Annotated in this window: 27 protein-coding genes and 1 tRNA gene; 16 read left to right on the forward strand and 12 right to left on the reverse strand. The window is 76.0% G+C overall.

The genetic code is table 11. The features are described from left to right. Nucleotides 1–140 precede the first annotated feature (140 nt). From ACI79X_RS21160 to ACI79X_RS21170, 3 genes are all read left to right on the forward strand, one after another. Entirely contained in the window at nt 141–626 is a 486-nt protein-coding gene (locus ACI79X_RS21160) for an N-acetyltransferase family protein (protein WP_457027391.1), read from the forward strand. A gap of 86 nt (nt 627–712) precedes the next feature. Beyond that, nucleotides 713–3,946 (forward strand): heavy metal translocating P-type ATPase, encoded by a 3,234-nt coding sequence (locus ACI79X_RS21165; protein WP_457027392.1) that lies wholly within the window; start codon nt 713–715, stop codon nt 3,944–3,946. After that, on the forward strand, nt 3,943–4,587 hold the full coding sequence (locus ACI79X_RS21170) for a GNAT family N-acetyltransferase (RefSeq protein WP_457027393.1): 645 nt from the start codon (nt 3,943–3,945) through the stop codon (nt 4,585–4,587). Before ACI79X_RS21165 ends, ACI79X_RS21170 begins: the two co-directional genes overlap by 4 nt. A 23-nt stretch (nt 4,588–4,610) precedes the next feature. On the opposite strand, the gene ACI79X_RS21175 is transcribed toward ACI79X_RS21170, so the two are convergent. Both ACI79X_RS21175 and ACI79X_RS21180 read right to left on the reverse strand, forming a co-directional pair. Continuing rightward, nucleotides 4,611–4,868: a hypothetical protein gene (locus ACI79X_RS21175; RefSeq protein WP_457027394.1), complete on the reverse strand. Its 258-nt coding sequence runs from the start codon at nt 4,866–4,868 to the stop codon at nt 4,611–4,613. Nucleotides 4,869–4,946: 78 nt separating this feature from the next. After that, a complete protein-coding gene (locus tag ACI79X_RS21180; protein ID WP_457027395.1) occupies nt 4,947–5,942 on the reverse strand; it encodes an NAD(P)/FAD-dependent oxidoreductase in 996 nt (331 codons plus the stop codon). Here ACI79X_RS21180 and ACI79X_RS21185 point away from each other — a divergent pair. Continuing rightward, entirely contained in the window at nt 5,941–6,639 is a 699-nt protein-coding gene (locus ACI79X_RS21185; protein WP_457027396.1) for a helix-turn-helix domain-containing protein, read from the forward strand. The two genes, ACI79X_RS21180 and ACI79X_RS21185, sit on opposite strands and share 2 nt — an antisense overlap. An 86-nt stretch (nt 6,640–6,725) precedes the next feature. Next, nucleotides 6,726–7,064 (forward strand): hypothetical protein, encoded by a 339-nt coding sequence (locus tag ACI79X_RS21190; RefSeq protein WP_457027397.1) that lies wholly within the window; start codon nt 6,726–6,728, stop codon nt 7,062–7,064. A 22-nt stretch (nt 7,065–7,086) separates the two neighbouring features. Here ACI79X_RS21190 and ACI79X_RS21195 read toward each other — a convergent pair whose 3' ends face one another. The 6 genes from ACI79X_RS21195 to ACI79X_RS21220 form a co-directional block, all read right to left on the reverse strand. Then, nucleotides 7,087–7,554, reverse strand: coding sequence for a hypothetical protein (locus ACI79X_RS21195; protein WP_457027398.1), 468 nt, complete (start codon nt 7,552–7,554; stop codon nt 7,087–7,089). A gap of 144 nt (nt 7,555–7,698) precedes the next feature. Continuing rightward, complete coding sequence (locus tag ACI79X_RS21200; protein WP_457027399.1) at nt 7,699–8,466, reverse strand: DUF6544 family protein; 768 nt, start codon at nt 8,464–8,466, stop codon at nt 7,699–7,701. Then, the gene (locus ACI79X_RS21205; protein WP_457027400.1) at nt 8,463–8,900 is read right to left on the reverse strand and encodes a hypothetical protein; all 438 of its coding nucleotides are present in this window, start codon (nt 8,898–8,900) and stop codon (nt 8,463–8,465) included. The genes ACI79X_RS21200 and ACI79X_RS21205 overlap by 4 nt, the downstream gene beginning before the upstream one ends. 390 nt (nt 8,901–9,290) lie before the next feature. Next, on the reverse strand, nt 9,291–10,709 hold the full coding sequence (locus tag ACI79X_RS21210) for an ATP-binding protein (protein WP_457027427.1): 1,419 nt from the start codon (nt 10,707–10,709) through the stop codon (nt 9,291–9,293). Further along, on the reverse strand, nt 10,709–10,900 hold the full coding sequence (locus ACI79X_RS21215) for a hypothetical protein (RefSeq protein ID WP_457027401.1): 192 nt from the start codon (nt 10,898–10,900) through the stop codon (nt 10,709–10,711). The genes ACI79X_RS21210 and ACI79X_RS21215 overlap by 1 nt, the downstream gene beginning before the upstream one ends. Nucleotides 10,901–11,092: 192 nt before the next feature. Beyond that, nucleotides 11,093–11,177: transfer RNA gene (locus tag ACI79X_RS21220), tRNA-Leu, on the reverse strand. A gap of 112 nt (nt 11,178–11,289) precedes the next feature. On the opposite strand from ACI79X_RS21220, the gene ACI79X_RS21225 reads away from it, so the two are divergent. Together ACI79X_RS21225 and ACI79X_RS21230 are read left to right on the forward strand one after the other, a co-directional pair. Further along, nucleotides 11,290–11,988 (forward strand): SHOCT domain-containing protein, encoded by a 699-nt coding sequence (locus ACI79X_RS21225; RefSeq protein WP_457027402.1) that lies wholly within the window; start codon nt 11,290–11,292, stop codon nt 11,986–11,988. A 115-nt stretch (nt 11,989–12,103) separates the two neighbouring features. Continuing rightward, entirely contained in the window at nt 12,104–13,420 is a 1,317-nt protein-coding gene (locus ACI79X_RS21230) for a M20/M25/M40 family metallo-hydrolase (RefSeq protein WP_457027403.1), read from the forward strand. 3 nt (nt 13,421–13,423) lie between these two features. On the opposite strand, the gene ACI79X_RS21235 is transcribed toward ACI79X_RS21230, so the two are convergent. Then, nucleotides 13,424–14,296, reverse strand: coding sequence for a LysR family transcriptional regulator (locus ACI79X_RS21235; RefSeq protein ID WP_457027404.1), 873 nt, complete (start codon nt 14,294–14,296; stop codon nt 13,424–13,426). Nucleotides 14,297–14,378: 82 nt separating this feature from the next. Between ACI79X_RS21235 and ACI79X_RS21240 the strand changes: the two genes are divergently transcribed. The 3 genes from ACI79X_RS21240 to ACI79X_RS21250 are packed head-to-tail and all read left to right on the forward strand — an operon-like array spanning nt 14,379 to nt 16,844. Beyond that, on the forward strand, nt 14,379–15,077 hold the full coding sequence (locus ACI79X_RS21240) for an aspartate/glutamate racemase family protein (RefSeq protein ID WP_457027405.1): 699 nt from the start codon (nt 14,379–14,381) through the stop codon (nt 15,075–15,077). A gap of 7 nt (nt 15,078–15,084) precedes the next feature. Beyond that, nucleotides 15,085–15,891, forward strand: coding sequence for an SDR family oxidoreductase (locus tag ACI79X_RS21245; RefSeq protein WP_457027406.1), 807 nt, complete (start codon nt 15,085–15,087; stop codon nt 15,889–15,891). Then, the gene (locus tag ACI79X_RS21250; RefSeq protein ID WP_457027407.1) at nt 15,888–16,844 is read left to right on the forward strand and encodes an NADPH:quinone oxidoreductase family protein; all 957 of its coding nucleotides are present in this window, start codon (nt 15,888–15,890) and stop codon (nt 16,842–16,844) included. The genes ACI79X_RS21245 and ACI79X_RS21250 overlap by 4 nt, the downstream gene beginning before the upstream one ends. 4 nt (nt 16,845–16,848) lie before the next feature. Here the strand turns inward: ACI79X_RS21250 and ACI79X_RS21255 are convergent, their stop codons facing one another. Then, nucleotides 16,849–17,052 (reverse strand): DUF5703 family protein, encoded by a 204-nt coding sequence (locus tag ACI79X_RS21255; RefSeq protein ID WP_073419896.1) that lies wholly within the window; start codon nt 17,050–17,052, stop codon nt 16,849–16,851. 131 nt (nt 17,053–17,183) lie between these two features. On the opposite strand from ACI79X_RS21255, the gene ACI79X_RS21260 reads away from it, so the two are divergent. The 5 genes from ACI79X_RS21260 to ACI79X_RS21280 are packed head-to-tail and all read left to right on the forward strand — an operon-like array spanning nt 17,184 to nt 20,325. After that, the gene (locus ACI79X_RS21260) at nt 17,184–17,444 is read left to right on the forward strand and encodes a hypothetical protein (protein ID WP_457027408.1); all 261 of its coding nucleotides are present in this window, start codon (nt 17,184–17,186) and stop codon (nt 17,442–17,444) included. A gap of 4 nt (nt 17,445–17,448) precedes the next feature. Next, a complete protein-coding gene (locus ACI79X_RS21265; protein WP_457027409.1) occupies nt 17,449–18,060 on the forward strand; it encodes a GyrI-like domain-containing protein in 612 nt (203 codons plus the stop codon). A 9-nt stretch (nt 18,061–18,069) separates the two neighbouring features. Further along, nucleotides 18,070–18,948 (forward strand): NmrA family NAD(P)-binding protein, encoded by an 879-nt coding sequence (locus ACI79X_RS21270; protein ID WP_457027410.1) that lies wholly within the window; start codon nt 18,070–18,072, stop codon nt 18,946–18,948. Between the two features lie 42 nt (nt 18,949–18,990). After that, nucleotides 18,991–19,479, forward strand: a complete 489-nt coding sequence (locus tag ACI79X_RS21275; RefSeq protein WP_457027411.1) for a hypothetical protein — start codon at nt 18,991–18,993, stop codon at nt 19,477–19,479. A gap of 60 nt (nt 19,480–19,539) precedes the next feature. After that, nucleotides 19,540–20,325 (forward strand): DUF2470 domain-containing protein, encoded by a 786-nt coding sequence (locus ACI79X_RS21280; RefSeq protein ID WP_457027412.1) that lies wholly within the window; start codon nt 19,540–19,542, stop codon nt 20,323–20,325. Nucleotides 20,326–20,351: 26 nt separating this feature from the next. Here the strand turns inward: ACI79X_RS21280 and ACI79X_RS21285 are convergent, their stop codons facing one another. Together ACI79X_RS21285 and ACI79X_RS21290 are read right to left on the reverse strand one after the other, a co-directional pair. Further along, nucleotides 20,352–22,343, reverse strand: coding sequence for an AAA family ATPase (locus ACI79X_RS21285; protein ID WP_457027413.1), 1,992 nt, complete (start codon nt 22,341–22,343; stop codon nt 20,352–20,354). Further along, nucleotides 22,340–23,320 carry an aldo/keto reductase gene (locus ACI79X_RS21290; RefSeq protein ID WP_457027414.1) on the reverse strand — a complete coding sequence of 327 codons (981 nt, stop codon included), beginning with the start codon at nt 23,318–23,320 and terminating at the stop codon, nt 22,340–22,342. Before ACI79X_RS21290 ends, ACI79X_RS21285 begins: the two co-directional genes overlap by 4 nt. Before the next feature lie 170 nt (nt 23,321–23,490). On the opposite strand from ACI79X_RS21290, the gene ACI79X_RS21295 reads away from it, so the two are divergent. Beyond that, complete coding sequence (locus tag ACI79X_RS21295) at nt 23,491–24,324, forward strand: undecaprenyl-diphosphate phosphatase (RefSeq protein ID WP_457027415.1); 834 nt, start codon at nt 23,491–23,493, stop codon at nt 24,322–24,324. Nucleotides 24,325–24,336 lie beyond the last annotated feature (12 nt).

Genomic DNA, 24,336 nt, shown 5'->3' on the forward strand with positions numbered 1-24,336 from the left:
TAGGTTGTGGGTGGGGGGGGGGGGGGGGGGGGGGGGGGGGGGGGGCGCGGAGGGGGGGGCGGGGGGGGGGGGGGGGGGGGCGCCCCCCCCCCCCCCCCCCCCCCACGCCCTCGCCCGCACCCCACTCCCAGGAGCTCCGCATGTCCGTCCCCACCACCACCGAGGTCACCATCCGGCGGGCCGCGCCGGCCGACGCCCCTGACGTCGCCGCGATGGTCGGCGAGATCGCCGCCCACGAGGACCAGTCCGCGCACGTGCACGTCGACGTCGAGCAGTGGCGGACGCTGCTGGCCCGCCCCGACGTCGTCGTCCTGCTGGCCGAGCGGGACGGCGCCCCGGTCGGCTACGTGTCCGCCGTCCGCCAGCTGCACCTGTGGACCGGCGGTGACGTCCTCGCCCTCGACGACCTCTACGTACGCCCCGGCTGCCGCGACGCCGGGGTCGGCCGGCGGCTGATGGGCGCCCTCGCCGCCCTGGCCGCGCCCGAGCAGCTGGTCATCCGCTGGGGGATGGAGACCGACAACGTCGGCGCCCAGCGCTTCTACCGCCGCCTCGGCGCCGCCCTGCGGCCCAAGGTGCTGGCCGCCTGGACCCCGGCCGCCTACGCCGCCGCCGCGCGGGGCTGAACCCGGCGATCTCGCCGGTCCGACCGACCCGTCCCCGGGCCGGGGCTCGAGCCCTCGCCCGCTTCTCACCGACCAGGAGAGCCGCGATGACGACGACCGCACCGCCCACAGCCGCGTGCACGCTGGAGATCGGCGGCATGACCTGCGCCTCCTGCGTGGGCCGGGTCGAGAAGGCCCTGAACCGCCTCGACGGCGTGACCGCCGCCGAGGTGAACCTGGCCACCGAGGTGGCGACCGTCCGCTTCGACCCCGACCGGGTCGGCCTCGAGGAGCTGACCGCCGCGGTGACCCGCGCCGGCTACCGCGCGACCCCGCGGCGGGCGGCGCAGGAGCCGACCCCGCCCGCGGCCGAGGACGGCGACGGCCCGGACGGGCGGGACGCCGAGCTCGCCGCCCTGGAGCGGAAGTGGCAGGTCACCCTCGCCGTCGGGCTCGGCCTGATGGGCCTGATGTACGTGCCGCTCCACATCGACACCATGGACTGGCTGATGCCGGCGATCCTCGTCGTCGCCACCGTCGTGCAGTTCTGGGCCGGGCGGGAGGTCTACGCCGCTGCCTGGGCGGCGGCTCGGCACCGCTCGACGAACATGAACACCCTCGTCGCGCTCGGCACCGGGGTCGCCTACGCCTACAGCGCCTTCGTCACCCTCTGGCCGGCGGCCGCCGAGAGCTGGGGCCTGCCGCTGCACGTCTACTTCGAGACCTCGCTGGTCATCCTCGCGCTGGTGCTCGCCGGCCGGTGGATGGAGGGCCGGGCGAAGAAGCGGACCGCCGCGGCCATCACGGCGCTGGTCGGGCTCACGCCGCCGACGGCCCGGGTGCTGCGCGACGGCGCGGAGGTCGACGTGCCGGTCGAGGACGTCGTGGTCGGCGATCTGGTCCGCGTGCGGCCCGGCGAGAAGGTGCCCGTGGACGGCGTGGTCACCGACGGCGCGACCGCCGTCGACGAGAGCATGCTGACCGGCGAGAGCCTGCCGGTGGACAAGGGGGTGGGGGACACCGTCATCGGCGCCACCCTCAACCGCACCGGCACCGTGGTGCTCCGCGCGACCGCCGTCGGCGCCGACACCGCGCTGGCGCAGATCGTCCGCCTCGTCGAGGACGCCCAGGGCGCGAAGGTGCCGATGCAGCGGCTGGCCGACCGGGTCTCGGCCTGGTTCGTCCCGATGGTGCTGGTGATGGCCGCCGCGACGTTCGCCGCGTGGGCGTTGCTCGGCCCCGGCACGGGGCGGCTGACCATGGCGATCGGCACCACCATCGCCGTGCTCATCATCGCCTGCCCCTGCGCCCTCGGGCTGGCCACGCCGACCGCGGTGATGGTCGGCACCGGCCGGGCCGCCGAGCTCGGCATCCTGGTCGGCAACGGCGACGCGCTGGAGACCGCCCGCCGGGTCACCGCCGTCGTGCTGGACAAGACCGGCACCCTCACCCGCGGCCGGCCGGCCCTGACGTCGACCACGACCGCCGTCGGCTGGCGGGAGGACGACGTCCTGGCCCTCGTGGCCGCCGCCGAGACCGGCAGCGAGCACCCCGTCGCCGAGGCGGTCGTCGCGGCCGCCGCCGACCGCGGCCTCACGCTGCCCCCGCTGCGCGCCTTCGAGGCCGTCCCGGGCCACGGGGTGGACGCCGTCGTCGGCGACCGGCACCTGCTGGTCGGCAACCGGGCGCTGATGACGGCCCGCGGGGTGGACGTCACCGGCCTCGAGGGCACCGCCGCCCGCGCGGCCGGCGCCGGGCGGACTGCGGTGTTCCTCGCCGTCGACGGCCGGCCGGCCGCCGTCCTCGCCGTCGCCGACACCATCCGGCCGGAGTCCGCGGAGGCCGTGGCCCAGCTGCGGGCCCTCGGCGTCGAGGTGTGGATGCTCACCGGCGACAACGCCGCCACGGCCCGCGCCATCGCCGGCCAGGTGGGCATCGAGCACGTCCTCGCCGAGGTCCTGCCCGCCGACAAGGCGGCGAAGGTCCGCCAGCTGCAGGAGCAGGGCCACGTGGTGGCCATGGCCGGCGACGGCATCAACGACGCCGCCGCGCTGTCGGCCGCCGACGTCGGCATCGCGATCGGCACCGGCGCCGACGTCGCCATCGCCGCCTCCGACATCACCCTCGTCGGCGGCGACCTGCGCGGCATCGTCTCGGCCATCGCGCTCTCCCGGCGCACCGTGACCACCATGAAGCAGGGGCTGGCCTGGGCCTTCGGCTACAACCTGCTGCTCGTCCCCGTCGCCGCCGGTGCCCTGTACTCGTGGGACGGGCTGCTGCTGGACCCGGTCCTGGCCAGCGCCGCCATGGCGATGAGCTCGGTCAGCGTGCTCACCAACGCCCTCCGGCTGCGCCGGTTCCGCCGGCCGGCCACGGTGGCCGAGATCCTGCACCCGCCGCTCCGCGCCCGGATCGGCCAGTACGCCTACCTGACCGCAGTGGCTGTCGTGGCGCTCGCACTCGGCGCCGGGCTCACCGCGGTCAGCCGGATGGACTTCGCCGAGCGCGGCATGAACGGCACGCTGGCGTGGATGCAGGGCACCGGCATGCCGATGCGCCCGGCCATGAGCGTGATGATGACCGCCGAGGTGCCGCCGGTCGACGCCGCCGACGCCGGGGTCGACGTCCGCCTCGACGTGCCCGCGCAAGCCCGCCCCGGCGACCCGACCCGCGTCGTCGTCACCGTCGTCGACGCCGACTCCGGTGAGCCGATCGAGGACGTCGTCCGCAGCCACGAGGCGTGGATGCACCTCATCGCCACCCGCGAGGACCTGGGCACCTTCGCCCACGTGCACCCGCAGCCCACCGGCCGGCCGGGGCAGCTCGCCGTCGACCTCACCTTCCCGACCGCGGGCCGCTACCTGGTGAACACCGAGTTCCGCCGGCAGGGCGAGATGGGCGACGTCCACCAGCGGCAGGTCGTCACCGTCGACGGGGATGCCCCCGCGCCCGTGGTCCTGACCGAGGGGCCGCGCACGGTGGTCCTGGACGGCGTCCGCGTCGAGCTGGAGGGCCGGGCCCAGGCCGGCGGGCGCAGCGACCTGCACTTCTCGATCACCGACGCCGGCACCGGCGAGGCGATCGACGACCTGCAGCCCTACCTGGCCGCCGCTGGGCATGTAGTGGTCATGCGGGCGGACGGGGAGACCTTCGCCCACGAGCACGCCGAGGTCGAGGACAGCTCCGGACGGCCGGTCTTCGCGCTCCCCGGCCAGGAGTTCGGGCCCGAACTCGACGTGCACGCCGAGTTCCCCACCGCCGGCACCTACCGGCTCTGGGGCCAGTTCCGCCTCGCCGACGGCTCGGTGATCACCGCCCCGTTCACCGTGCAGGCCCGGTGAGCCCCGTCCCACAGGAGAAGGAGACGACGGTGCACGTCCGCCCCGCCACCCGCGACGACCTCCCCGCCGCCGCGCAGGTCCTCGCTGGTGCCTTCACCGGCTACGCCTGGACGCGCTGGACGGTCGACCCCGACGACCACGTCCGACGGCTCACCCAGCTGCAGCGCCTCTATCTCGCGGCGGTCGCCCTGCCCCACGGCGAGGTCGACCTCGGCGTCACCGAGGAGGGCCTCGCAGCCGTGGCCGTCTGGTTCCGTCCCTCCGCCGTGCCCGCGGCGGTGTGGGCGGACGTCGGACCGGCAGCCGCCGCGGTGGCGGGCGACCGGGCGGGGGCTGCCGCCGCGGCCGACGCCACGCTGGCCCCCCACCGGCCGACCGGGGACCACGTCGTCCTGGCCAGCGTCGGGGTGGCGCCGGGCCGGCAGGGGAGCGGACGAGGTGGGCAGGTGCTCGCCCCCGGGCTGAGCCGGGCGGACCAGGCCGGCCTCCCCGTGCACCTGGAGACCAGCGCCGCACGCAACCGGCGCTTCTACCGACGCCTCGGTTTCGAGGAGACCGCGGTCGTGGACCTGCCCGACGGAGGTCCCCGTACCTGGCTGATGCGCCGGGAGCCGCACGCGGTCCCCGGTGGTCCGCCCTGAGGGGTGCGGCGGGCGACGACGGGTCAGGCGGCCCGTCGCGTCACCAGCCGGACGCGCAGGCGGTGCAGGCGTGGCATCAGGCCGTACATGACGATCGGCACGGCGATCGTGGCGACGACGGAGGTGCGCACGACCGTCGGCGTCCCCTCCAGCAGGCTGCTGAGTCCCAGGTTGAGGACGGTGAGGGTCGGGAGGACCGCGAGCCAGATCATCAGCGCGAGCTGGTGCCGCGAGGGTGGCGGGATCGGTGCAGGGTCAGAGGGCAGGGGACCGGTGGGCATGGTGGCTCCTCCGTGCGGGCCGTCCTCGGACGGCGTCATGGGGTTGCGGCGGAGTGGGGGTCGCTGCGGCGGCGGGGCTCAGAACCCGTGTCGGCGCTCGCCGAGGACGGTGGCGGTGAGCTCGGCCTCCATCGCCGCCGTGAAGACGGCGCCGGTGGCGTGATGAGTGTCCAGTGCGCGGTCGACGTCCTCCTGCACCAGGTCGGCGTTGATCGCGACCCCCGCGGCGTTGCCGGCGCCGGCCGACGCGATCACCTGGGCACGGGGGTCGACGACGTTGCCGGCCGCCCACACCCCGGGGGCGCTGGTCCGTCCGGTGGGATCGACGCGGACGAAGCCGCTGTCGTCGGTCTCGCACCCCAGCCCGCTCGGCAGGTCGTCAGCGTGCGGGACGTTGCGCGGCCGGATGAAGACCGCGGTCCGGGCGATGACCCGGCCGTCGGCGAGCTCGACGCCGGCCAGCCGGTCGGACGCGACGACGAGCCGCGTCACCTCTCCGTACACGAGCGGGATCCCACGGGCACGGAGCCGGTTGCGTTCGCCTTCGGTCAGGACGGAGGTGTGGGGGAAGAACACCACGTCCTCGGACCACTGACGGACCAGGAGCGCGTGCTCCACCGCGCCGGGCTGGGTGCCCAGGACGCCGATCGCCTGGTCCCGGACCTCCCACCCGTGGCAGTACGGGCAGTGCAGCAGGTCCCGGCCCCACCGCCGGCGCACGCCGGGGATGTCCGGCAGCTCGTCGCGGACCCCGGTCGCGAGCAGGATGCGCCGGGTCCGGAGCGCCCGGCCGCAGGCCAGCCGGACGAAGAAGCCGGGATCGATCCCGGTCACCCGGTCCTGCACGAGGTCGACGCCGTACCCGGTCACCTCGGCCCGTCCGGCGACCAACAGGTCGGCCGGGGGCATCCCGTCGCGGGACAGGAACCCGTGCACGTGCGCGGCAGGGGCGTTGCGGGGCGCTCCGCCGTCGACCACCGCGACCCGTCGCCGAGCTCTTCCGAGCACCAGTGCCGCGCTCAGGCCGGCCGCACCGCCGCCGACCACGACCACGTCGTAGACCTCCGCCTCCATGGCGATCACCTCCGGTGCGAAGGGTTCGCCGGACGGCAGTCCGAGCCCAAGGTTCGTTGCCGTTCCCGGGAACGGCTGGTGGGGTGGCGGGGTGCAGCACTCGGAGCCGATCGCGGCCGCCCTGGCGGAGGTCGGGCCGCGCCTCAGACGGGTGAGGACGCGGCGCAACGTCACGCTGACCGAACTGGCCGCTGAGACGGGCATCTCCAAGAGCACCTTGTCCCGGCTGGAGGCCGGTCAGCGCAAGCCCAGCCTCGAGCTGCTGCTGCCGATCGCCCAGGCGCACCGGGTCCCGCTCGAGGAGCTGGTCGGCGCGCCCGAGTTCGGCGATCCCCGCGTCCGGCTGGCCCCGCGTCAGCGAAACGGGCGGGTCGTCGTCCCGCTGACCCGGCACCCGGGAGGCATCCAGGCCTGGAAGACGGTCATCCCACCTGAGCCGGGCGAACCCGAGCTGCGCACCCACGAGGGCTACGAGTGGCTCTACGTGCTGGCCGGCCGTGTCAGGCTCGTTCTGGCCGGCCACGACCTCACCCTCCGTCCGGGTGAGGCCGCCGAGTTCGACACACGGCTGCCGCACTGGTTCGGCCCGGCCGAGGACCAGGTGGTGGAGGTGCTGAGCCTGCTCGGCAGACAGGGGGAGCGCATCCGTGTCCGCGCCGCACCGCGCCGCGAGGACGCCGGTACGGAAGCCGGCTGATCGAGCGCCTGAGCCGCGGGGACGCAGCTCTGACGCTGGTCCCGGCCCCCGCAGGGTTCGGGAAGACCACGCTCCTGACGGAGTGGTTGGCGGCCACACCCGCCGGACGGATCGCCTGGCTCGCACTGGACGAGCGGGACGACGATCCGGTCGTCTTCTGGACCTACCTGATCGCGGCCCTGCAGACCGCCGTCGACCGGGTCGGCGACCGAGCCCTGGCACTCCTCTCCGAGCCCCACGCGTCGCTGGACGAGGTGCTCGCCACCCTGGTCGACGAGCTCGACGCGCTGTCGGACGACGTGGTGCTGGTCCTCGACGACTACCGCGTCATCGCCGCGCGCGAGGTGCACGACCGGCTCGCCTTCCTCCTCGAGCGGCTGCCTCCCGACGTGCGCCTGGTGAGGGCAAGGACCTCAGCCCGCTGACCGGCGTGCTCGTCATCGCCGCCTACGCCCTCGTGCCCCTGATCGCCGTCCCGGTGTCGCTCCGCCGCCGGGACGCCTGACCGCCACCGGTCGATCCGCTCGAGCGCCGCGGACCGTCCACGCGTCGGCACCGGGCTCGTCGCCACGCGGCGATCCCGGTGCCGCCCACGACGAGCAGCAGCAGCGGCAGACCGACGTAGAGCGTCGCCGTCAGCAGGGGCGAGGTGACGACGAACGAGATCGCGCCGGCCAGCAGCAGCGGCGCCAGAGCCCGTGCCACGAGCGCCAGCCAGCGCGGGCCGAGCCCGGCCCGGCGGGCGGCGACGGTCGCTGCGACGGCGGGGACGGCCAGCGTGACCAGCTTGACGCCGTCCACCCGGTCGATGGCTGCCCGCAGGACCGAGGTCCGATCGGGGTCGCCGCCGTCGAGCCCGGCGACCAGGACCACGAGCAGCGCCACCTGCACCCAGGACAGCACGGCCGCCGTCACACCGGCGACGAGGACGGGACCGGGGCGCCCAACCCGATGGGCGGTCAACCGGATCAGACCGACGGCCAGCACCGCCAGGGCGGCACCTGCTGTGCCGTGGACGAGCAGGGACTGGACGAGCGCGCCGACACGATGGTCGGCGAGTCAGCGGAAGCGGGCGCCGGTGATGGTGGCGCGGAAGAACTCCCCCTCGTCCTGACGGTCGGTGCCCCACCACCACCCCGCACGCAGCTGGGAGCCGATGGTGATGCGGTCGAACGTGTCCTCGGCCTCGATCGTCACCCCGAACGGGTTGCGGCCGAAGGGCTCGCCGCCGGGGTTGCCCCAGCGCTGCATGAGCACGCCGAGCAGCCGCCCGTCGGGAGCGACGTGGAACTCGGCGCTCTCCTCGTGCTCGTCGATCCGCCAGGTGACGACGGCGTGGTCCTCGTCGGAGCCCGGCGTCCAGGTGGCGGACCGGAAGGTGGTCGGCGCCAGGGCCATCTCCCCGGCGAGTCGGCCGGCGGCGCTCCGGGTGACGTCGGGCCCGGTCGCGGTCATCACGGGGATCAGCCCCGCGAGCCGCCAGTTCATCTGTCCGGTGCCGGAGCTGTACCGGTCGAAGCCGGTGACGGGGAGGCCGAACAGGCGGGCCGTCGCGGCCCAGACGAAGCCGTGGGGAGGGGCGAGCACCTGCTGGGCGGTGAACGGCCGCCACGCGCCCAGCCGGATCTGCCCGTGCATGGTGAGGACCACCGACGGCCACAGCGGCGTCCCCGTGGCGATCGCGTGGACCAGCCACCGGCGGGCTGCCTCGGGGAGGTCGGCCACCGTCGCAGGATCGAAGGTCTCCGCGGGCTTGCCCCGTCCGGCCAGCCGGTCCCACTCGGACCGGACCCTGCGGGCGGACCTCGGGGCCGGGGGAGGGGTCATCGGCCGCTCCTGGCGACGGGTCGCGGCTGCCGGTGGGCGGATGCGACGGCGAGGGCGATGGCGACGAGCACCGCCGCGTCGACGACCAGCCCGGCCCAGGCGATGGACGCCGATGGCAGGAGCACAGCGATCGACACGAGCGAGGCCAGCAAGCCGACCGGCTGCCAGGTCGGCCGACGCGCGGCCAGGAGTCCCGCGGTGAGCAGGAAGAGCACGACGGCAACCAGCCAGATCCCGCCGACAGCCATCCCGGCAACAGAGCCGGCCTCCGGATGCACGTCCGCGTACCGCAGCTCACCGGGCTCGCCCCACCGCCACAGCAGCGCGACACCCATCAGGTGCACCAACCCGTGGACCGCCAGTCCCAGCGCGCCCACGGTCCTCAGCGCTCGCCGCGGGCCGGGTTCCCGGAGCACCGGTTCCGTGCCGGTCACCTCGCGGACGCTACCGTCCGTCCTCCGATCCAGCAGGAGGCCTCGGGATCGCCGGACTGCGCTGAGGCAGCGCCCGAGGAAGCGGTCGGCCGCGACCGCTTCCTCGGCGGACGGCCACGCGTTCGGCACCAGCGATCGACAGTCGCTGGGCGACGCCGGCATCACAGGGCCGTCGGACCGGGAACCGGTACGCCCGGCAGCGGGAGCCGGCGGGGTGGTTGCCGTGCCCGAGACGCCCGGGACGGTGGCCATCGGTTGATCGAGACAACGGCGGCCTGGTGCAGGCCCGGGATGCGGGCGATGGACCATCTGGTGGTGTCCGAGGGGGGACACGGTACTTCCGCACACCTCGGGGCACCGGAGCGCACGGTGCTCCGTCACCCGCACGGCTCAGCCTGCCGTACCGACCGCCGATCCGGGGGTGGCTTCGGTGCTCCCGATCGGTAGCCGTACCCGCAGCACCGTCTCGCCCGGCTGCACCACGATGCCGATGTCGCCCCGGTGCCGGTCGACGATGCGCCGGGAGATGTCCAGGCCGAGGCCGGTGCCCTCGCCCACGCCCTTCGTCGTGAAGAAGGGATCGAACGCGTGCCGCTGGATCTCCGGCGTCATCCCGACGCCGGTGTCGCCGACCTCCACGACCACCGCACCGTGCTCCCGCCGCGTCGAGACGCGGAGCGTCCCGCTCCCGTCCATGGCGTCGAGTGCGTTGGTGACGAGGTTGGTCCACAGCTGGTTCAGCTCCGCAGCGAGCGCGTGGATGGTCGGGACGTCGGGGCCGTAGTCCCGCACCACGGTGACGCCCGGCGGGATCCGGTGGGTCAGCATCACCAGGGTGCTCTCCAGTCCCTCCGCGAGGTCGGTGGCCTGCATCGCAACGCGGTCCAGCTGGGAGTAGGACTTCACGGCCGCGACCAGGTCGGAGATGCGCCGGGTCGACTCCTTCACCTCGTCCAGCAGGCCGGTCGCCGCCAGGGTGCCGGCCACCCACTCGAGCGCCGCCTCGAGCGACTCGCGCCCCATCACGTCGGCGACCCGCTCGCACCAGTCCACGTCCGCGCCCGCGCCCGCGAGGACGGGGGCCAGGACCCAGTCCTGCCGCACCGACCGCGCGGACAGCCAGTCCGCGAGCGCGTCCTCCCTGTCGGCGCGGGCCAGGGGGCTCTCCAGCGCCTGCTCGCAGCCCAACTCCAGACGCAGAGCGTCCATGCGGGTGAACTGGTCGGCGCGGATGGGCGACGCCGCGAGCCGTTGCAGGGAGGAGAGCAGCCCCGCATGGGCCTCGCCGAGGGCGTCGACGGCGCGCGTCGCCGCGGCGGCGGGGTTGTTGAGCTCGTGCGCGAGCCCGGCGGCCAGGGTGCCCAGGGCGGCGAGCGCCTCCCGCTGCCGTGCCATCGACTCGTAGCTGCGGGCCGACCGGGACACCCCCTCGACGAGGTGCAGGCCCAGGGGGAAGCGGGGCGCCCAGAGGCGACGCAGGTCGTCGGCGGCCACCCGGAGCACGCGTCCGGCGGTCCGGGCCCGTCCGGTCGCGAGGTAGGCGCCGTGCTCGTCCCAGGCGCGGAAGCCCCCGGCCCATCGTCCCGGGACGTCCATGACACCGAGCTGCGTCTCGTCGCGTCCCACGTGTCGCAGGAGCTCGACGCTGCCCTCGAGGAGCACCCACCAGTGCCGGGCGGGGGCGTTCTCCTCGAAGACCACGTCCCCGGCGGCGAAGGACACCTCGGTGCCCACGTCCAGCAGGGCCCGCAGCTGGTCGTCGTCGGTGCCGTCGAAGAGGCTGATCCGCCGCAGGCCGTCGAGGTCCATCACGCCGTCGCCGGGTGACGGTGCACCGGGTGGACGGACGCGGCTCCCTCACCCGAGGCCGCGCGCGTCGCAGGGGCCGGCCCGACGTCGCCGGCCGTGACCACGCCGGTGGGGGAGGGGCCCACGAGGTCCTGCCCGGTGACGACGGGGCCCTCGTCGTCGTCCACCGTCGGGGTCGTCGCCGTGCTCATGCGCGAGGGCCTCCTGGCCGCACGTGCCCCCGGTGTGCGGAGGCTCGACGGTGATCATGCCGCGGGACCTCCGGGTGCGGAAAGGTCCTCGCGCCCGCCCGGCTCGCCAGGCGCGAGCTCACGACGGCCATCGGACCCCGGACGTGACAGCGCCCCGGGCTCCTGACCTGCAGGAACACCGGGGCGGTGCTGTGTCCGAGGGGGGACTTGAACCCCCACGCCCGATAAAGGGCACTAGCACCTCAAGCTAGCGCGTCTGCCATTCCGCCACCCGGACGAGTGCGAGACAGAGACTACCCGACGGGTCCCGCCGGCCCGCAGGGGTACCCCGCCGTGTCGGAGGCCCGACCCCCTCCCGCGGGGACGCCCGCGCCCATAGCCTGCCCGCCGTGCCCCCGCCGGACGCCCCGCCCGCCTGGTCCGCGCGCCGCGTCGCCGGGGCCGTCGTCCTCGGTCTCGGCGTCGCCGCCGGGGCCGCGGCCATCACCGTGCTGTCCCGGCTCATGCGGTCGGTCACCGCCGTCGGCGGGTCGTGCGCCGATGGCGGCCCGTACGTCTCCGCCCAGCCCTGCCCCGACGGCACCGGCGCCACGATCGGCCTGCTGTTCGTCCTCGTCCCGCTGTTCCTCGGCGGCACCTGGTGGGGCGCCCGGCGGGCGCACGCGCCGAACCCCGTCCTGCTCGGCTGGCCGGCGTTGTTCCTCACCCTCGGGTGGAACTTCCTCGACGACGGGTTCGACCCGCCGCCCGGTGCCGACGGCATCAGCCCCGGCTGCCTGGTCTGCGGCGTCGTCTTCGTCCTCATGGGCGCCGCGCCGCTGCTGCTCCTCCCCAGCGCCTGGCGCGGAGCCCGCCGCACCCGCCGGGCGCAGGCCGGCCCGCCGCCCGTCGTCACCGAGTACCCGCACCTGCGCGACCACCGCCTTTCCCGGGTGAGCGCCGGGCCCGACCTGCCCGGCGGCGACGACCCGCGCGACCTGACCGGCCGCCTCGAACGCCTCGCCGCCCTGCACGCCTCGGGCGCGCTCACCGACGCCGAGTTCCGCGCGGCCAAGGCCGCCACCCTGGGCGAGGGGGCCGGCCGGTGACACGCCGGGCGTGGTGGTGGGCCGGCTACGCCGTCTGCGCGGCCGCCGGCGTGCTCGGCGGCAGCGCCCTGTTCGACCTGCTCGCCGGCTGACCCGGGCCCGTAGGCTCGCGCGGGTGGAGCGAGGACCCGAGCAGGCGCAGTCCGAGGTCGCCGAACTGCTCAGCGAGCTGATCCGGATCGACACCACCAACACCGGCGACACCGCCACCAGCGCCGGCGAGCGCGCGGCCGCCGAGTGGGTGGCGGGCAAGCTCGACGAGGTCGGGATCGGCTCGCAGATCCTCGAGTCCGAGCGGGGGAGGGCCAGCCTGGTCGCCCGCATCCCCGGCAGCGACAGCAGCCGCCCGCCGCTGCTGGTGCACGGCCACCTCGACGTCGTCCCCGCCGACCCCGCCGAGTGGAGCGTGCACCCGTTCTCCGGCGAGGAGCGCGACGGCTACGTCTGGGGCCGCGGCGCCGTCGACATGAAGGACATGGACGCGATGGTCCTGGCGCTGGTGCGCGACTGGGCCCGCGCCGGCGTACAGCCGCCGCGCGACGTCGTGCTCGCGTTCGTCGCCGACGAGGAGGCCGGCGGCAAGCTCGGCGCCCGCTGGCTGGTCGACGAGCACCCCGACCTGTTCGCCGACTGCACCGAGGCGATCAGCGAGGTCGGCGGGTTCTCCATCACCGTCCGCGACGACCTGCGCCTCTACCTCGTGCAGACCGCCGAGAAGGGCCTGGCGTGGATGCGGCTGACCGCCGGCGGCAGGCCCGGGCACGGCTCGTTCGTCCACGACGACAACGCCGTCACCCGGCTCTGCCAGGCGGTCGCCCGGCTGGGCTCCACCCGGCTGCCCACCGTGCTCACCCCGCCGATGCGCCAGTTCCTCGCCGCCGTCGAGGACGCCTACGGCATCGAGATCGACCCCGACGAGCCCGAGGAGGCGCTCGCCCGCCTCGGCAGCATCAGCCGGATGATCGGCGCGGCGCTGCGCAACACGGCCAACCCCACGATGCTCGACGCCGGCTACAAGACCAACGTCATCCCCGGCACCGCCAGCGCCACCGTCGACGGCCGTTTCCTGCACGGGCAGGAGGAGGAGTTCGAGCGGCAGCTCGCGAGCCTCATCGGCGAGGGCGTCCAGCGGGAGTGGATCGTGCACGACCAGGCCGTGGAGACGACGTTCGACGGCCCGCTCGTCGACCTCATGGTCGAGGCGCTCAAGGCCGAGGACGACGGCGCCCGCCCGGTCCCGTTCACCATGAGCGGCGGCACCGACGCCAAGAGCTTCGAGCGCCTCGGCATGCGCTGCTTCGGCTTCTCCCCGCTGCGGCTGCCCGCCGACCTCGACTTCGCCTCGCTCTTCCACGGCATCGACGAGCGGGTGCCGGTGGAGTCGCTGCGGTTCGGCGTCCGGGTGCTCGACCGGTTCCTGCGCGGCGCCTGACGCTCAGCAGGCCGCGCGCAGCGCCTCCAGCGCCGCGGCCACGGCGGGCACCCGCCGGGCGTCGGGCCGCACCAGGGTCTCCACCACCCGGCCGTCGACGTCGGGCAGGTCGACGGCGGCCACGCCCGGCTGCGCGCTGACCGCCAGCGCCCAGCTCGGCAGCAGCGCCACCCCGAGCCCGCGGGCCACCAGCCGCTGCACCACCACGTGGTCGTCGGTGGCGAAGCGGACGTCGGGGGCGAACCCGGCCCGCCGCGCGCACCGCAGCAGGTGCCGGCGGCAGCGGGCGCAGCCGGCGATCCACGGCTGCTCGCGCAGGTCGGCGAGCGACGCCGGGGTCGGCGACCCGGCGGGGACGACGGCCTGCACCGGGTGCCGGGTCAGCGGCTCGCGCAGCAGGTCGCCGGGGACGTCGTCGCCGTCGTCCTCGTGCCGGAAGACGACGGCGAGGTCGGCGGCGCCCTCGCGCACCGCGGCCTCGGCCTCCGGCGGCTCGAGCTCGGCGAAGTGCACCTCCAGGGCGGGCGCCCGCTCCCGCAGCGCGGCCAGCGCCGGCGGCACCAGCACCGCGGCGGCCGTGGGGAACGCCGCGATCCGCACCGTGCCGCCGGCCAGCCCGGTGAGCGCGGCCATGTCCTGCTCGGCGGCCGCCAGCCGGTCGGCGATCGCCTCCGCGTGCCGCAGCAGCCGCCGCCCGGCCTCGGTGAGCGCGACGCCGCGGCCCTCGCGCACGACCAGGGGCGTCCCGGTCTCGGCCTCCAGCCGCTTCACCTGCTGGCTCACCGCGGGCTGGGTCCAGCCCAGGGCGCGGGCGGCGCCGGACAGCGATCCGGCGTGCGCGACCTCGCGGAAGACGAGCAGGCGGCGGGAGTCCACGGCCGACATCCAAGCAGCGCTTGGGTCCGGTGGTCGATCCCGCGGTCTGGTGGGGGAGGTCGCGGGCCGCCAGCCTGGGGGCATGGAGACGATCGGACTGCTGGGCGGGATGAGCTGGGAGTCGACGGCGCTGTACTACCGGGTGGCCAACGAGCTGGTCCGCGACCGGCTCGGCGGCCTGGCCAGCGCCTCGCTGCTGGTGCGCAGCCTCGACTTCCGGGCCGTGCGCGCCTGCCAGGTGGAGGACCGCTGGGACGACGCCGCGGCGCTGCTGGCCGCCGAGGCGCGGGCACTGCAGGACGCCGGCGCCGGCCTGGTGCTGCTCTGCACGAACTACATGCACAAGGTGGCCCCGGCGATCGAGGCCGGGCTCACCGTGCCGTTCCTGCACATCGCCGACGCCGTGGCCGCCGCGGCGCCCGGCCCGGTGGTCGGCCTGCTCGGCGCCGCCGGCACCGTGCGCGAGCCGTTCTACCGCGACCGGCTCGCCGCGCGGGGGCTGACGGTGCTCACCCCGCCGGACGACGACGTCGCGCGGGTCGACGCCGCCATCTTCGGCGAGCTGTGCCGCGGCGTGCTGTCCGACGGCACCCGGGCGGAGCTGCGCGCGGTGGTGGCGCGGCTGGCCGGCCGCGGCGCGCAGGCGGTGGCCCTGAGCTGCACCGAGCTCGAACTCCTGCTCGGGCCGGACGACTCCCCGGTGCCGCTGCTGCCCTCGGCGCGCCTGCACGTCACCGCCGCCGTCGACCGCGCGCTGGCCGTCCCGGCGGCCGTGGTGTGATGCCCGGGTGACCTCTCCCACACCTCCCGGCCCGGGTTCCGTCGCGCTGATCACCGGGGGCACCGGCGGCTTCGGCCGCGCCCTCACGACCAAGCTGCGCGACCGCGGCGTCACCGTCGTCGCCGCCGACCTCGACACCGAGCGCAACCGGTCGGTGGCGCAGGAGCTGGGCGCGCACTTCGTCGCCCTCGACGTCGCCGACCGCGCCGCCAACGAGGCCGTCATCGCCCAGGTGGAGGCCCAGCACGGCCGGCTCGACGCCGCCTACCTCAACGCCGGCATCTCCGCGGCCAAGAGCGACGACGCCCTCGACCTCGACGAGTTCATGCGCGTGGTGGAGATCGACCTGTTCGGCGTGGTCTACGGCGTGCAGGCCGCCCGGCCGGCCATCAAGCGGGCCGGTGGGGGCGCCATCGTGGTGACCGCGTCGCTGGCCGGCCTCTCGCCCATGGCCACCGACCCCGGCTACAGCGTGGCCAAGGGCGGGGCGATCGCCTTCGTCCGGTCGATGGCGCCGCGGCTGACCCGCGAGGGCATCACCATCACCGCGATCTGCCCCGGCTTCGCCGACACCGCGATCATCGACCGCATCCGGCACGAGTTCGAGGCCGCGAGCTTCCCGGTGATCCCCGCCGCCGAGGTGGCCGACGCGATGGTCATGGCGTGGACCGACGGCGAGCCCGGCGCCGCCTACGTCATCCAGCCCGGCGTGGGCACGGTGCCCTACCGGTTCAAGGGCGTGCCGAGCGCGAAGACGCCGACCGGCGAGACCGCCGTCGTCCCGGAGGCCCTCCGGCCGCCGTCGATGCGGTGAGCGGGCGCATGCGCGCCTGGCGGGTGCACGAGCTGGGCGAGCCCGCCGACGTGCTGCGGCTGGAGGACGTCGAGCGGCCGGTGCCCGGCGAGGGGCAGCTGCTGGTGCGCGTCCGCGCCGCGGCGGTCAACTTCCCCGACGTCCTCGTGGCGCAGGGGAGGTACCAGGAGCGCCCGCCGCTGCCCTTCACGCCCGGCATGGAGCTGTGCGGGGAGACCGAGGACGGACGGCGGGTGATCGGCCCGCCGGCCGGAGGCGCCGGTGCCTTCGCCGAGTACGCGGTCATGGACGCCGGGGACGCCTGGCCGGTGCCCGACACGCTGTCGGACGAGAAGGCCGCGGCGATGTGGGTGACCTACCAGACCGGGCACGTCGGCCTGCACCACCGCGCGCACCTGCGGCCGGGGGAGGTGCTGCTCGTGCACGCCGGCGCCGGCGGCGTCGGGTCCGCGGCGATCCAGCTCGGCAAGGCCGCCGGGGCGACGGTCATCGCCACCGCCGGCGGCGCGCACAAGGCCGAGGTGTGCCGCGAGCTCGGCGCCGACCACGTGGTCGACTACACCGCCGAGGACTTCGTGCCGGTGGTCAAGGAGCTCACCGGCGGCGAGGGCGCCGACGTCGTCTACGACCCGGTGGGCGGCGACGTCTTCGACCGCTCCCGGCGCTGCATCGCCTTCGAGGGCCGGCTGCTCGTCGTCGGGTTCACCAGCGGCCGCATCCCCGAGGCGCCGGCCAACCACGCGCTGGTCAAGAACTACAGCGTCGTCGGCCTGCACTGGGCGCTGTACCGGCGCAGGGCCCCGGCGGTGGTCGCCCGCACCCACGACGAGCTCGTCCGGCTGGCCACCGAGGGGGTGGTCGACCCGCTGGTCGGGCAGGTGCTGCCGCTGGAGGAGGCGCCGCGGGCGCTCGCCGCCATCGCCTCCCGCGGCACGGTGGTGCTGGTGCCCTGAGGGGTCAGGTGACCGGCATCGGCAGGTAGGACAGCCGCGCGCGGCGCCGCAGCACGGCCTGGCGGGTGCCGTCGGCGTGCAGCTGCAGGCGCGCGAGCTCCCACCCGCCGACGTCGGCCTGGAGGCTCAGCATGGTCGCCGCTGCGGAACGGGACGTGCCCGGCGGGATCCGCAGCGGCGCGTACTCCCAGTCGGCGACCGCGCTCACCCGACCGATGTTGCCACGCCGACACCTGCCGGTCACCCGCTCGCCGCCGGGGCCGCCGCTGCCCACTCTGCCGCCGCGTGCCCCGGGCGGCAGGATGGACGCCGGACCGATCCGCGACGGAGGAGGACGACGTGACCGACCCCGGTACCGCCAGCGACGCCGACCGCGCCGAGCAGGAGGCCCTCCTCGAGCCGGCAGGGCCCTCGCGCGCGGGCGACGCCGGACCGGTGGGCGACGTCGACGCGAACGAGGCCGACGCGCTCGAGCAGCAGCTGGCCACCGCGCCCGGCCAGGCGGGCAGCCCCCGCTCGGTGGGCGACCTCGACGCCAACGAGGCCGACGTGCTCGAGCAGGAGGCCGACGTCCCCTACGACGACGACGACCGCGTCTGACCCCGTGCGGGTCGACCTGCGCCGGGAGCTCGACTGCTACCGCGCGGGGCGCCGGCCGCGCGTCGTCGAGGTCCCCGACCTGCGGTACCTGGCCGTCGACGGGCACGGTGACCCGAACACCGAGGCGTGGCAGGCCGCGCTGCGGGCGCTCTACCCCGTCGCCTACACGCTGCGGGCCCTCGCCCGGCGCGAGCTCGGGCGGGACCACGTCGTCCCGCCGCTGGAGGCGACGTGGTCGGCCGCGGACATGGACGCCTTCACCGTGGCGCGGGACAAGGCGCGGTGGGACTGGACGGCGATGATCGCCGTGCCGGACCGGGTGCCCGACGCGCTGGTCGGTGACGCCGTGGCGGCGGTCGCCGCGAAGGGCGCGCCCGAGCGCCTGGCGGACGTCCGCCTGCAGGCCCTCTCGGAGGGCACCTGCGTGCAGGCGCTGCACGTCGGCTCCTACGACGACGAGGGCCCGCTGCTCGAGGAGATGCACAACCGGTTCATCCCGGAGCACGGGTTCACGATGCGGCTGCGGCACCACGAGATCTACCTCAGCGACGCCCGCCGGACCGCGCCCGCGCGGCTGCGCACGATCCTGCGCCAACCTGTCGGTGCCGCCCGGTAGACCCCGGTCATGACGATCGTGGTGACCACCCCCACCGGGAACGTCGGCGCGCACCTGACCCGGCTGCTCGTGCAGGCCGGCGTCCGCCCGCGGGTCCTGCTGCGCGACCCCGCCCGCCTGCCCGAGGGCCTGCGCCCGCTGGTCGACGCCGTCCCCACCGACCTCGCCGAGGCCGGCGCCCTGCTGCGCGGCACCGAGGGCGCCACCGCGCTGTACCTCGTCGTCCCGCCCACCGGCGCCGACGACCCGGTGGCCGCGGCCGCCGCGCTGGGGGAGGAGGCCGCCCGCGCGGTGCGCGAGCACGGGATCGGGCGCACGGTGTTCCAGAGCAGCGTGGGCGCCGAGCTGCGCACCGGTGCCGGCGACATCGACGGCCTCGCCCGCGTCGAGGAGGCGCTCGACGCCACCGGCGCGCCGGTCCTGCACCTGCGCTGCGGCTACTTCACCACCAACCTGCTGATGGACGTCGACGCGCTGCGCGGCGCCGGGGTGCTGGCCACCCCGTTCCCGCTCGACCGGCCGATGCCCTGGGTCGACCCGCGCGACGTCGCCGAGGTCGCCGCCGCCCGCCTGCTCGCCGGCGGATGGACCGGGCGCCGGGTGCAGGCCGTGCACGGTCCGGCCGACCTCACCTGGACCGAGGTGGCGGCGGTCGTCGGCGCGGCGGTCGGCCGGGAGGTCCGCGCCGAGCACGTGACCGCCGGCGACCTGCGGGCGGTGCTGCTCGGTGCCGGGCTCACGCCGCGGCAGGCCGACGCCGTCGTCGGGATGTCCCAGGGCCTGTCCGGCGGGTTCGTGCCGGAGCAGCCGCGCACCGCGCTGACCACCACGCCGGGAACGCTCGCCGGCTGGGCGCACGCGCACCTCCGCCCGCTGCTGGCCGGCTGACCGGGGTGGGGCCGGGCGCGGCGCCCCGGCCATGATCGTCGGGTGCCCCTCGCCCTCGTGCTGCTCCTGCTCGTCGCGCTCGCCCTGCCGCTGCTGGCCTGGTCGCTGGCCGGGCGCCGCTTCTGGGCCGATCTGCGCGGGCCGGCCGGGCGCGACCTGCGCGCCGAGGTGGTCGCCCGGCACCGGCTCACCCCGGCCGACGCCGACACGGTGCAGCAGGCGGTGACCCGGGGCCGGGCCGCGCCGCAGTCGCTGCGCCCGGCGGCCGCCGACTGGGCCGGCAGCACCCTGGCCGCCGTCGACGAGCAGCGCGCCCGCCACGCCGGCCGTGAGCGCGCCGCCGCCGTCGTCCTGGCGCTGGCCGGGGGATGCGTGCTGGCGGGCGTCGTCCTCGCGCTGGTGCTCGACGCCGGCCCGGTGTCGTTCCTGCTCCTGCTGCTGGCAGCCGGGGCCGGAGCCAACGTGGCGCTGCTGCCACTGCTGGTGCGGCGCAACCTCCGGCGGGCGGTGACGGCGAACTCCGGGGCCTGACGACTGTCCACACCGGACGAGATGTGGTTAGGCTGCCCTAACTCGACCCGAGGGGGAGTCATGACCACCACGCACGGTCCGCAGGCGCCGTCCGTCGCCGCCGCTCCCGAGCGCGCCCGCACGGTGGCCACCCGCGCCGCGGCCGCCGTCTGCGTGGCCGGCCGCGACCCCGGCCGCCCGATCGCGCACGCCACCACGGCCGCCGGCCAGGTACTCGTCCTCGTGCCGGGCGACGGGGAGGTCGCCGCGGCGCTCGAGGCCGCCCCCGACCGCGACGTCAGCGCGCTGCTCATGGTCAGCGACCGGGCGCCCGTGCCGCTGCGCGACCCGGTCCGCGCGACGCTGTGGCTCTCGGGCTGGCTGACCCCGGTCCCCGAGGCCGACCGGCGCGCGGCCGCCGTCGCGTTCGCCGAGGTGCGCCCCGAGGAGGCGCTGCTCGACGTCGGCGGCGCGGCCGTCCTGCTGCGCCTCGACCTCGCCGAGGTCGTGCTGCGCGAGGGCGGCGGGTGCGCCGAGATCTCGCCCGCCGACTACGCCGCCGCCCGCCCCGACCCGGTGGCCGCGGTCGAGGAGCGGATGCTGCGCCACCTCGACGTCGACCACCCGGAGGTGCTGGCCCTGCTCGGCAGCGCCGTCGCCCGCAGCGGGGTGCCGGTGCTGGCGGGGGAGCGGGTGCGACCGCTGGGCCTGGACCGCTTCGGCTACCGGCTGCGCATCGAAGGCGCCGCCGGGCACCGCGACGTCCGGGTGCCCTTCCCGCGCCCGCTCACCTGCGCCGGGCAGGTCCAGCCGGCCACCGCGCAGCTCCTCTGCGCGCTGCGAGCCGGCCTCAGCCGCCGCGACTGAGGGGCCGATAGCGCTACGAAGGCGGGTCAGGAGCCCAGGTTCTCCTGCAGCAGCGGGGCCAGGCGGGTGCGGCGGGGCCGGACGTCGACCTCCCGCACCGCCCGGGCCAGCGCCGCGCCGGACGCGTGCACGATCGACAGGTGCTGCTGCGCCCGGGTGAGCGCGGTGTAGACCAGCGGCCGCGACAGCATCCCGCCGGCCTCCGGCGGCAGCACCACGACGACGCCCGGCCACTCCGAGCCCTGCGCCCGGTGCACGGTGATCGCCCAGCCGTGCTTGAGGTCGGGCAGCGCGTCGCCGGTCACCGTCACCGGGCCGGAGGAGAAGTCGACGGTCAGCGAGCCCTCGCCGGTGCCGGTGACCACGCCGACCTCGCCGTTGGCGAACCCGATCGGCTCGAGGTCGAGGTGGTTGGCGGTGGCCACCACGCGGTCGCCGACGTCGAAGCCGAGCACCGTGCCGTCGCCGGGGTTGAGCCGCTCCTTGAGCGCGCGGTTCAGCTCGATCGTGCCGGCCGGCCCGCGGTGCACCGGCGTCACCACCTGCACGTTGCGCGGGTCGATGCCCAGCGCGCGCGGGATCGAGTCGGTGACCAGCTGCACCACCCGCCGCGCCGCCTCGCCACTGCCCGACGCCGGCACGACGACGACCTCGCGGTCGGGGGAGTCGACCGGCGGCAGCTCGCCGGTGCGCACCGCCGAGGCCAGCCGGGCGATCGCGCCGCCCTCGGCCTGCCGGTACAGCGTGGTGAGCTCGGTGACCGGGACGACGCCGGAGTCGATGAGGTCGCCGAGCACGTGCCCGGGCCCGATCGAGGGCAGCTGCGCGGGGTCGCCGACCAGCAGCAGGTGCGTGCCGTCGGGGCAGGCCTCCAGCAGCGCGGCGGTGAGCTCGACGTCGAGCATCGAGGCCTCGTCGACCACGACGACGTCGGCGTCGAGCGGCCACTCCTCGTTGCGGGCGAACCCGCCGCCGAAACCCTGGGCCTGCAGCAGCCGGTGCACCGTCACCGCCGGGTGGTCGGTGAGCTCCTCCAGCCGCTTGGCCGCCCGCCCGGTGGGGGCGGCCAGCGCCACCTCGGTGCCCTTGGCCTTCAGCAGCCGGACGACGGCGGCCACGGTGCGGCTCTTGCCGGTGCCCGGCCCGCCGGTGAGCAGCGAGACGCCGGCGCCGAGCACCTGCGCCACGGCCTGCTTCTGCGCCTCGTCGAGGCCCTTGCTCACCGAGCGGACGGCGGCCGGGTCGGCGATCCGCTCGGCGGTGGCCGCCAGCCGCGCCACGCCCTCGGCGACGGCCTCCTCGGCCATCCCGAAGCGGCCCAGCGACAGCATCCGCAGCGCCGGGTCGGGCTCGGGGGGCTCCTCCTCGGAGTCCTCGTCCCACTCGGGCTCCGGCGGCTCGTGGTCGAGCACGTCGCCGCTCTCCACCGCCGCGACGATCGCCGCCGCCGGGTCGGCCACGCCCTCGGCCCGGAGTGCGGCGACGACGAGGTCGGCCGGCAGCACGGTGTGCCCGTCGCGCGAGGCCGTCCGCAGGGTCATGACGACGATCGCCCGGCCGCGGCGGGAGTCCTGCCGGTCGGCGCCGGGCAGCAGCGAGATCGCCAGCCGGTCGGCGTCGTGCAGCTTGACGCCGGAGAGGCCCAGCAGCGCCCACGGGTCGTCGCGCAGCCGGCGGGCGGCGTCGTCGCCGAGCGCGTCGGCGGCCGAGGAGGCGAGCTTGGCGTCGAGGCCCGCCTTCACCAGCAGCTCCACGACGGAGTAGGTGGGCTGCGCGGACAGGAACGAGGAGAACAGCCGCTCGGCGCGCTGCTTGCCGACCCGCGGCATCTTCAGCAGCTTCGCGGCGGTGACGTCGTCGGGGGAGGTGATGCCGGCGCCGGGCAGCTCGGCCACGGCCCGCTTGCCCAGGCCCGGCCAGAGGCCGGCGGTGCAGAACGCGCCGAAGACGGGGTCGGGCCAGGCGGGGGAGGCGGCGGGGGAGGCGGCGGGGGAGGCGTTGGTCGCGGGGGAGGTCACCGGGCGGCTCGCTGGTCGGGGTAGGAGAAGTGGGGCGCCGAGACGTCCTCGAGCGCGGTGCGGATGGCCGCGGGCAGCCGGACGGCGTCGGCGTCGAGGGACTCCTGCAGTTGCGCGGCGGTACGGGCGCCCACCACGGGGGCGACGACGCCGGGCCGGTCGCGCACCCAGGCCAGCGCCACCGCCAGCGGGGTGGTGCCCAGGCCGTCGGCGGCGGTGACCACGGCCTCCACGATGCGGTCGGCGGTGGCCGAGCGCAGGTCGTCGATGAAGCCGGCCCACTGCGGGGAGGCGCCGCGGGAGCCCTCCGGCGTCGCCGAGCGGTACTTGCCGGTGAGCAGCCCGCGGCCCAGCGGCGACCAGGGCAGCACGCCCAGGCCCAGGGCCTCGGCGGCCGGCACGACCTCCCGCTCCACGCCGCGCTGCAGCAGCGAGTACTCGACCTGGGTGCTCACCAGCGGCGTGCGTCCCGGCCAGGCGCGCTGCCAGGTGGCGGCCTGCGCGGTCTGCCAGCCGGTGTAGTTGCTGACCCCGACGTAGCGGACCCGTCCCGAGGCGACGGCGGCGTCGCAGGCGGCCAGCGTCTCCTCCAGCGGCGTGACGTCGTCCCAGGCGTGCAGCTGCCACAGGTCGACGTGGTCGACGCCCAGGCGGCGCAGCGAGCCGTCGAGGGCGGCGAGCAGGTGCCCGCGGGAGGCGCCGCGGCCCAGCGGGCCCGGGCCGGTGCGGCCCACGGCCTTGGTGGCCAGCAGCACCTCCGACCGCGGCACGACGTCGGCCAGCAGCCGGCCCAGCAGGCGCTCGCTGTCGCCGTCGCAGTAGACGTCGGCGGTGTCGACCAGGGTGCCGCCGGCGTCGACGAAGGCGGTGAGCTGCATCGCGGCCTCGTCCTCGTCGGTGTCCCGGCCCCAGGTCATGGTGCCCAGCGCCAGCCGGGAGACGACCAGGCCGCTGCGCCCCAGCGCCCGTTGTTCCACGACCGGCCAACCTACCGCCGGATGCCGACAACGGGCGGAGCCCGCGGGGGTGTGGCGGAGCGCTCGCGGGTCGCACCCCGGGCGGGCGGGGCGCCGGTCCTAGGCTGTCCTCCCGTGCCGCCGCTGACCCCCGCCGCCCGCCGTCCCTCCGGAACCCGGGGCTAGCCGCCGTGGGGTGGTTCGAGGCGATCGTCCTGGGGCTGGTGCAGGGGCTCACGGAGTTCCTGCCGATCTCCTCCAGCGCGCACCTGCGCGTCGTCGGCGAGGCCGCCGGCTGGGGTGACCCGGGCGCGGCGTTCACCGCGATCACGCAGATCGGCACCGAGGCCGCGGTGCTCCTCTACTTCCGCAGGGACATCGCGCGGATCGTCGTCACGTGGGTGAGGGCGCTGTTCGACCGGTCGCTGCGCAGCGACCCCGACGCGCGCATGGGCTGGCTGATCATCATCGGCAGCATCCCGATCGTCGTGCTCGGCCTGCTGTTCCAGGACGACATCGAGACGACGTTCCGCGACCTCCGCATCGTCGCCATCTCGCTGGTCGCCTTCTCGCTCGTCCTGTACTGGGCCGACCGGGTGGGCCGCAAGCAGCGGGAGCTGCGCCAGCTCACCGTCCGCGACGGCCTGCTGTTCGGCGTCGCCCAGGCCATGGCGCTCGTGCCCGGCGTCTCCCGCTCCGGCGGCACCATCACCATGGGTCTGTTCCTCGGCTACACCCGCGCCGCGGCCGCCCGGTACTCCTTCCTGCTGGCCATCCCGGCGGTGCTCGGCTCGGGCTTCTTCCAGGTGTACGAGGTGCTCACGGGCGGCGTCGAGGGCGAGACGGTCGCCTGGGGGCCGACGCTGCTGGCGACCGTCATCGCGTTCGGCGTCGGCCTGTCGGTGATCGCCTGGCTGTTGCGCTACCTCGACCGCGGCACGTTCACGCCGTTCGTCGTCTACCGGGTGGTGCTGGGCCTCGCGCTGCTCGCGCTGGTCGGCGTCGGGGTGCTCGCGCCCAACTGAGGAGGACGGCGT

It is taken from the genome of Geodermatophilus sp. SYSU D01119 (genome assembly GCF_054049975.1).

Coding starts and splice junctions, on each gene's coding strand:
- ACI79X_RS21185 (WP_457027396.1), top strand. CDS start 5,941: ATGGCGATCACCTCCGGTGCGAAGGGTTCGCCGGACGGCAGTCCGAGC.
- ACI79X_RS21180 (WP_457027395.1), bottom strand. CDS start 5,942: ATGGAGGCGGAGGTCTACGACGTGGTCGTGGTCGGCGGCGGTGCGGCC.
- ACI79X_RS21210 (WP_457027427.1), bottom strand. CDS start 10,709: ATGGACCTCGACGGCCTGCGGCGGATCAGCCTCTTCGACGGCACCGAC.
- ACI79X_RS21215 (WP_457027401.1), bottom strand. CDS start 10,900: ATGAGCACGGCGACGACCCCGACGGTGGACGACGACGAGGGCCCCGTC.
- ACI79X_RS21240 (WP_457027405.1), top strand. CDS start 14,379: ATGGAGACGATCGGACTGCTGGGCGGGATGAGCTGGGAGTCGACGGCG.
- ACI79X_RS21165 (WP_457027392.1), top strand. CDS start 713: ATGACGACGACCGCACCGCCCACAGCCGCGTGCACGCTGGAGATCGGC.
- ACI79X_RS21270 (WP_457027410.1), top strand. CDS start 18,070: ATGACGATCGTGGTGACCACCCCCACCGGGAACGTCGGCGCGCACCTG.
- ACI79X_RS21280 (WP_457027412.1), top strand. CDS start 19,540: ATGACCACCACGCACGGTCCGCAGGCGCCGTCCGTCGCCGCCGCTCCC.
- ACI79X_RS21175 (WP_457027394.1), bottom strand. CDS start 4,868: ATGCCCACCGGTCCCCTGCCCTCTGACCCTGCACCGATCCCGCCACCC.
- ACI79X_RS21160 (WP_457027391.1), top strand. CDS start 141: ATGTCCGTCCCCACCACCACCGAGGTCACCATCCGGCGGGCCGCGCCG.
- ACI79X_RS21200 (WP_457027399.1), bottom strand. CDS start 8,466: ATGACCCCTCCCCCGGCCCCGAGGTCCGCCCGCAGGGTCCGGTCCGAG.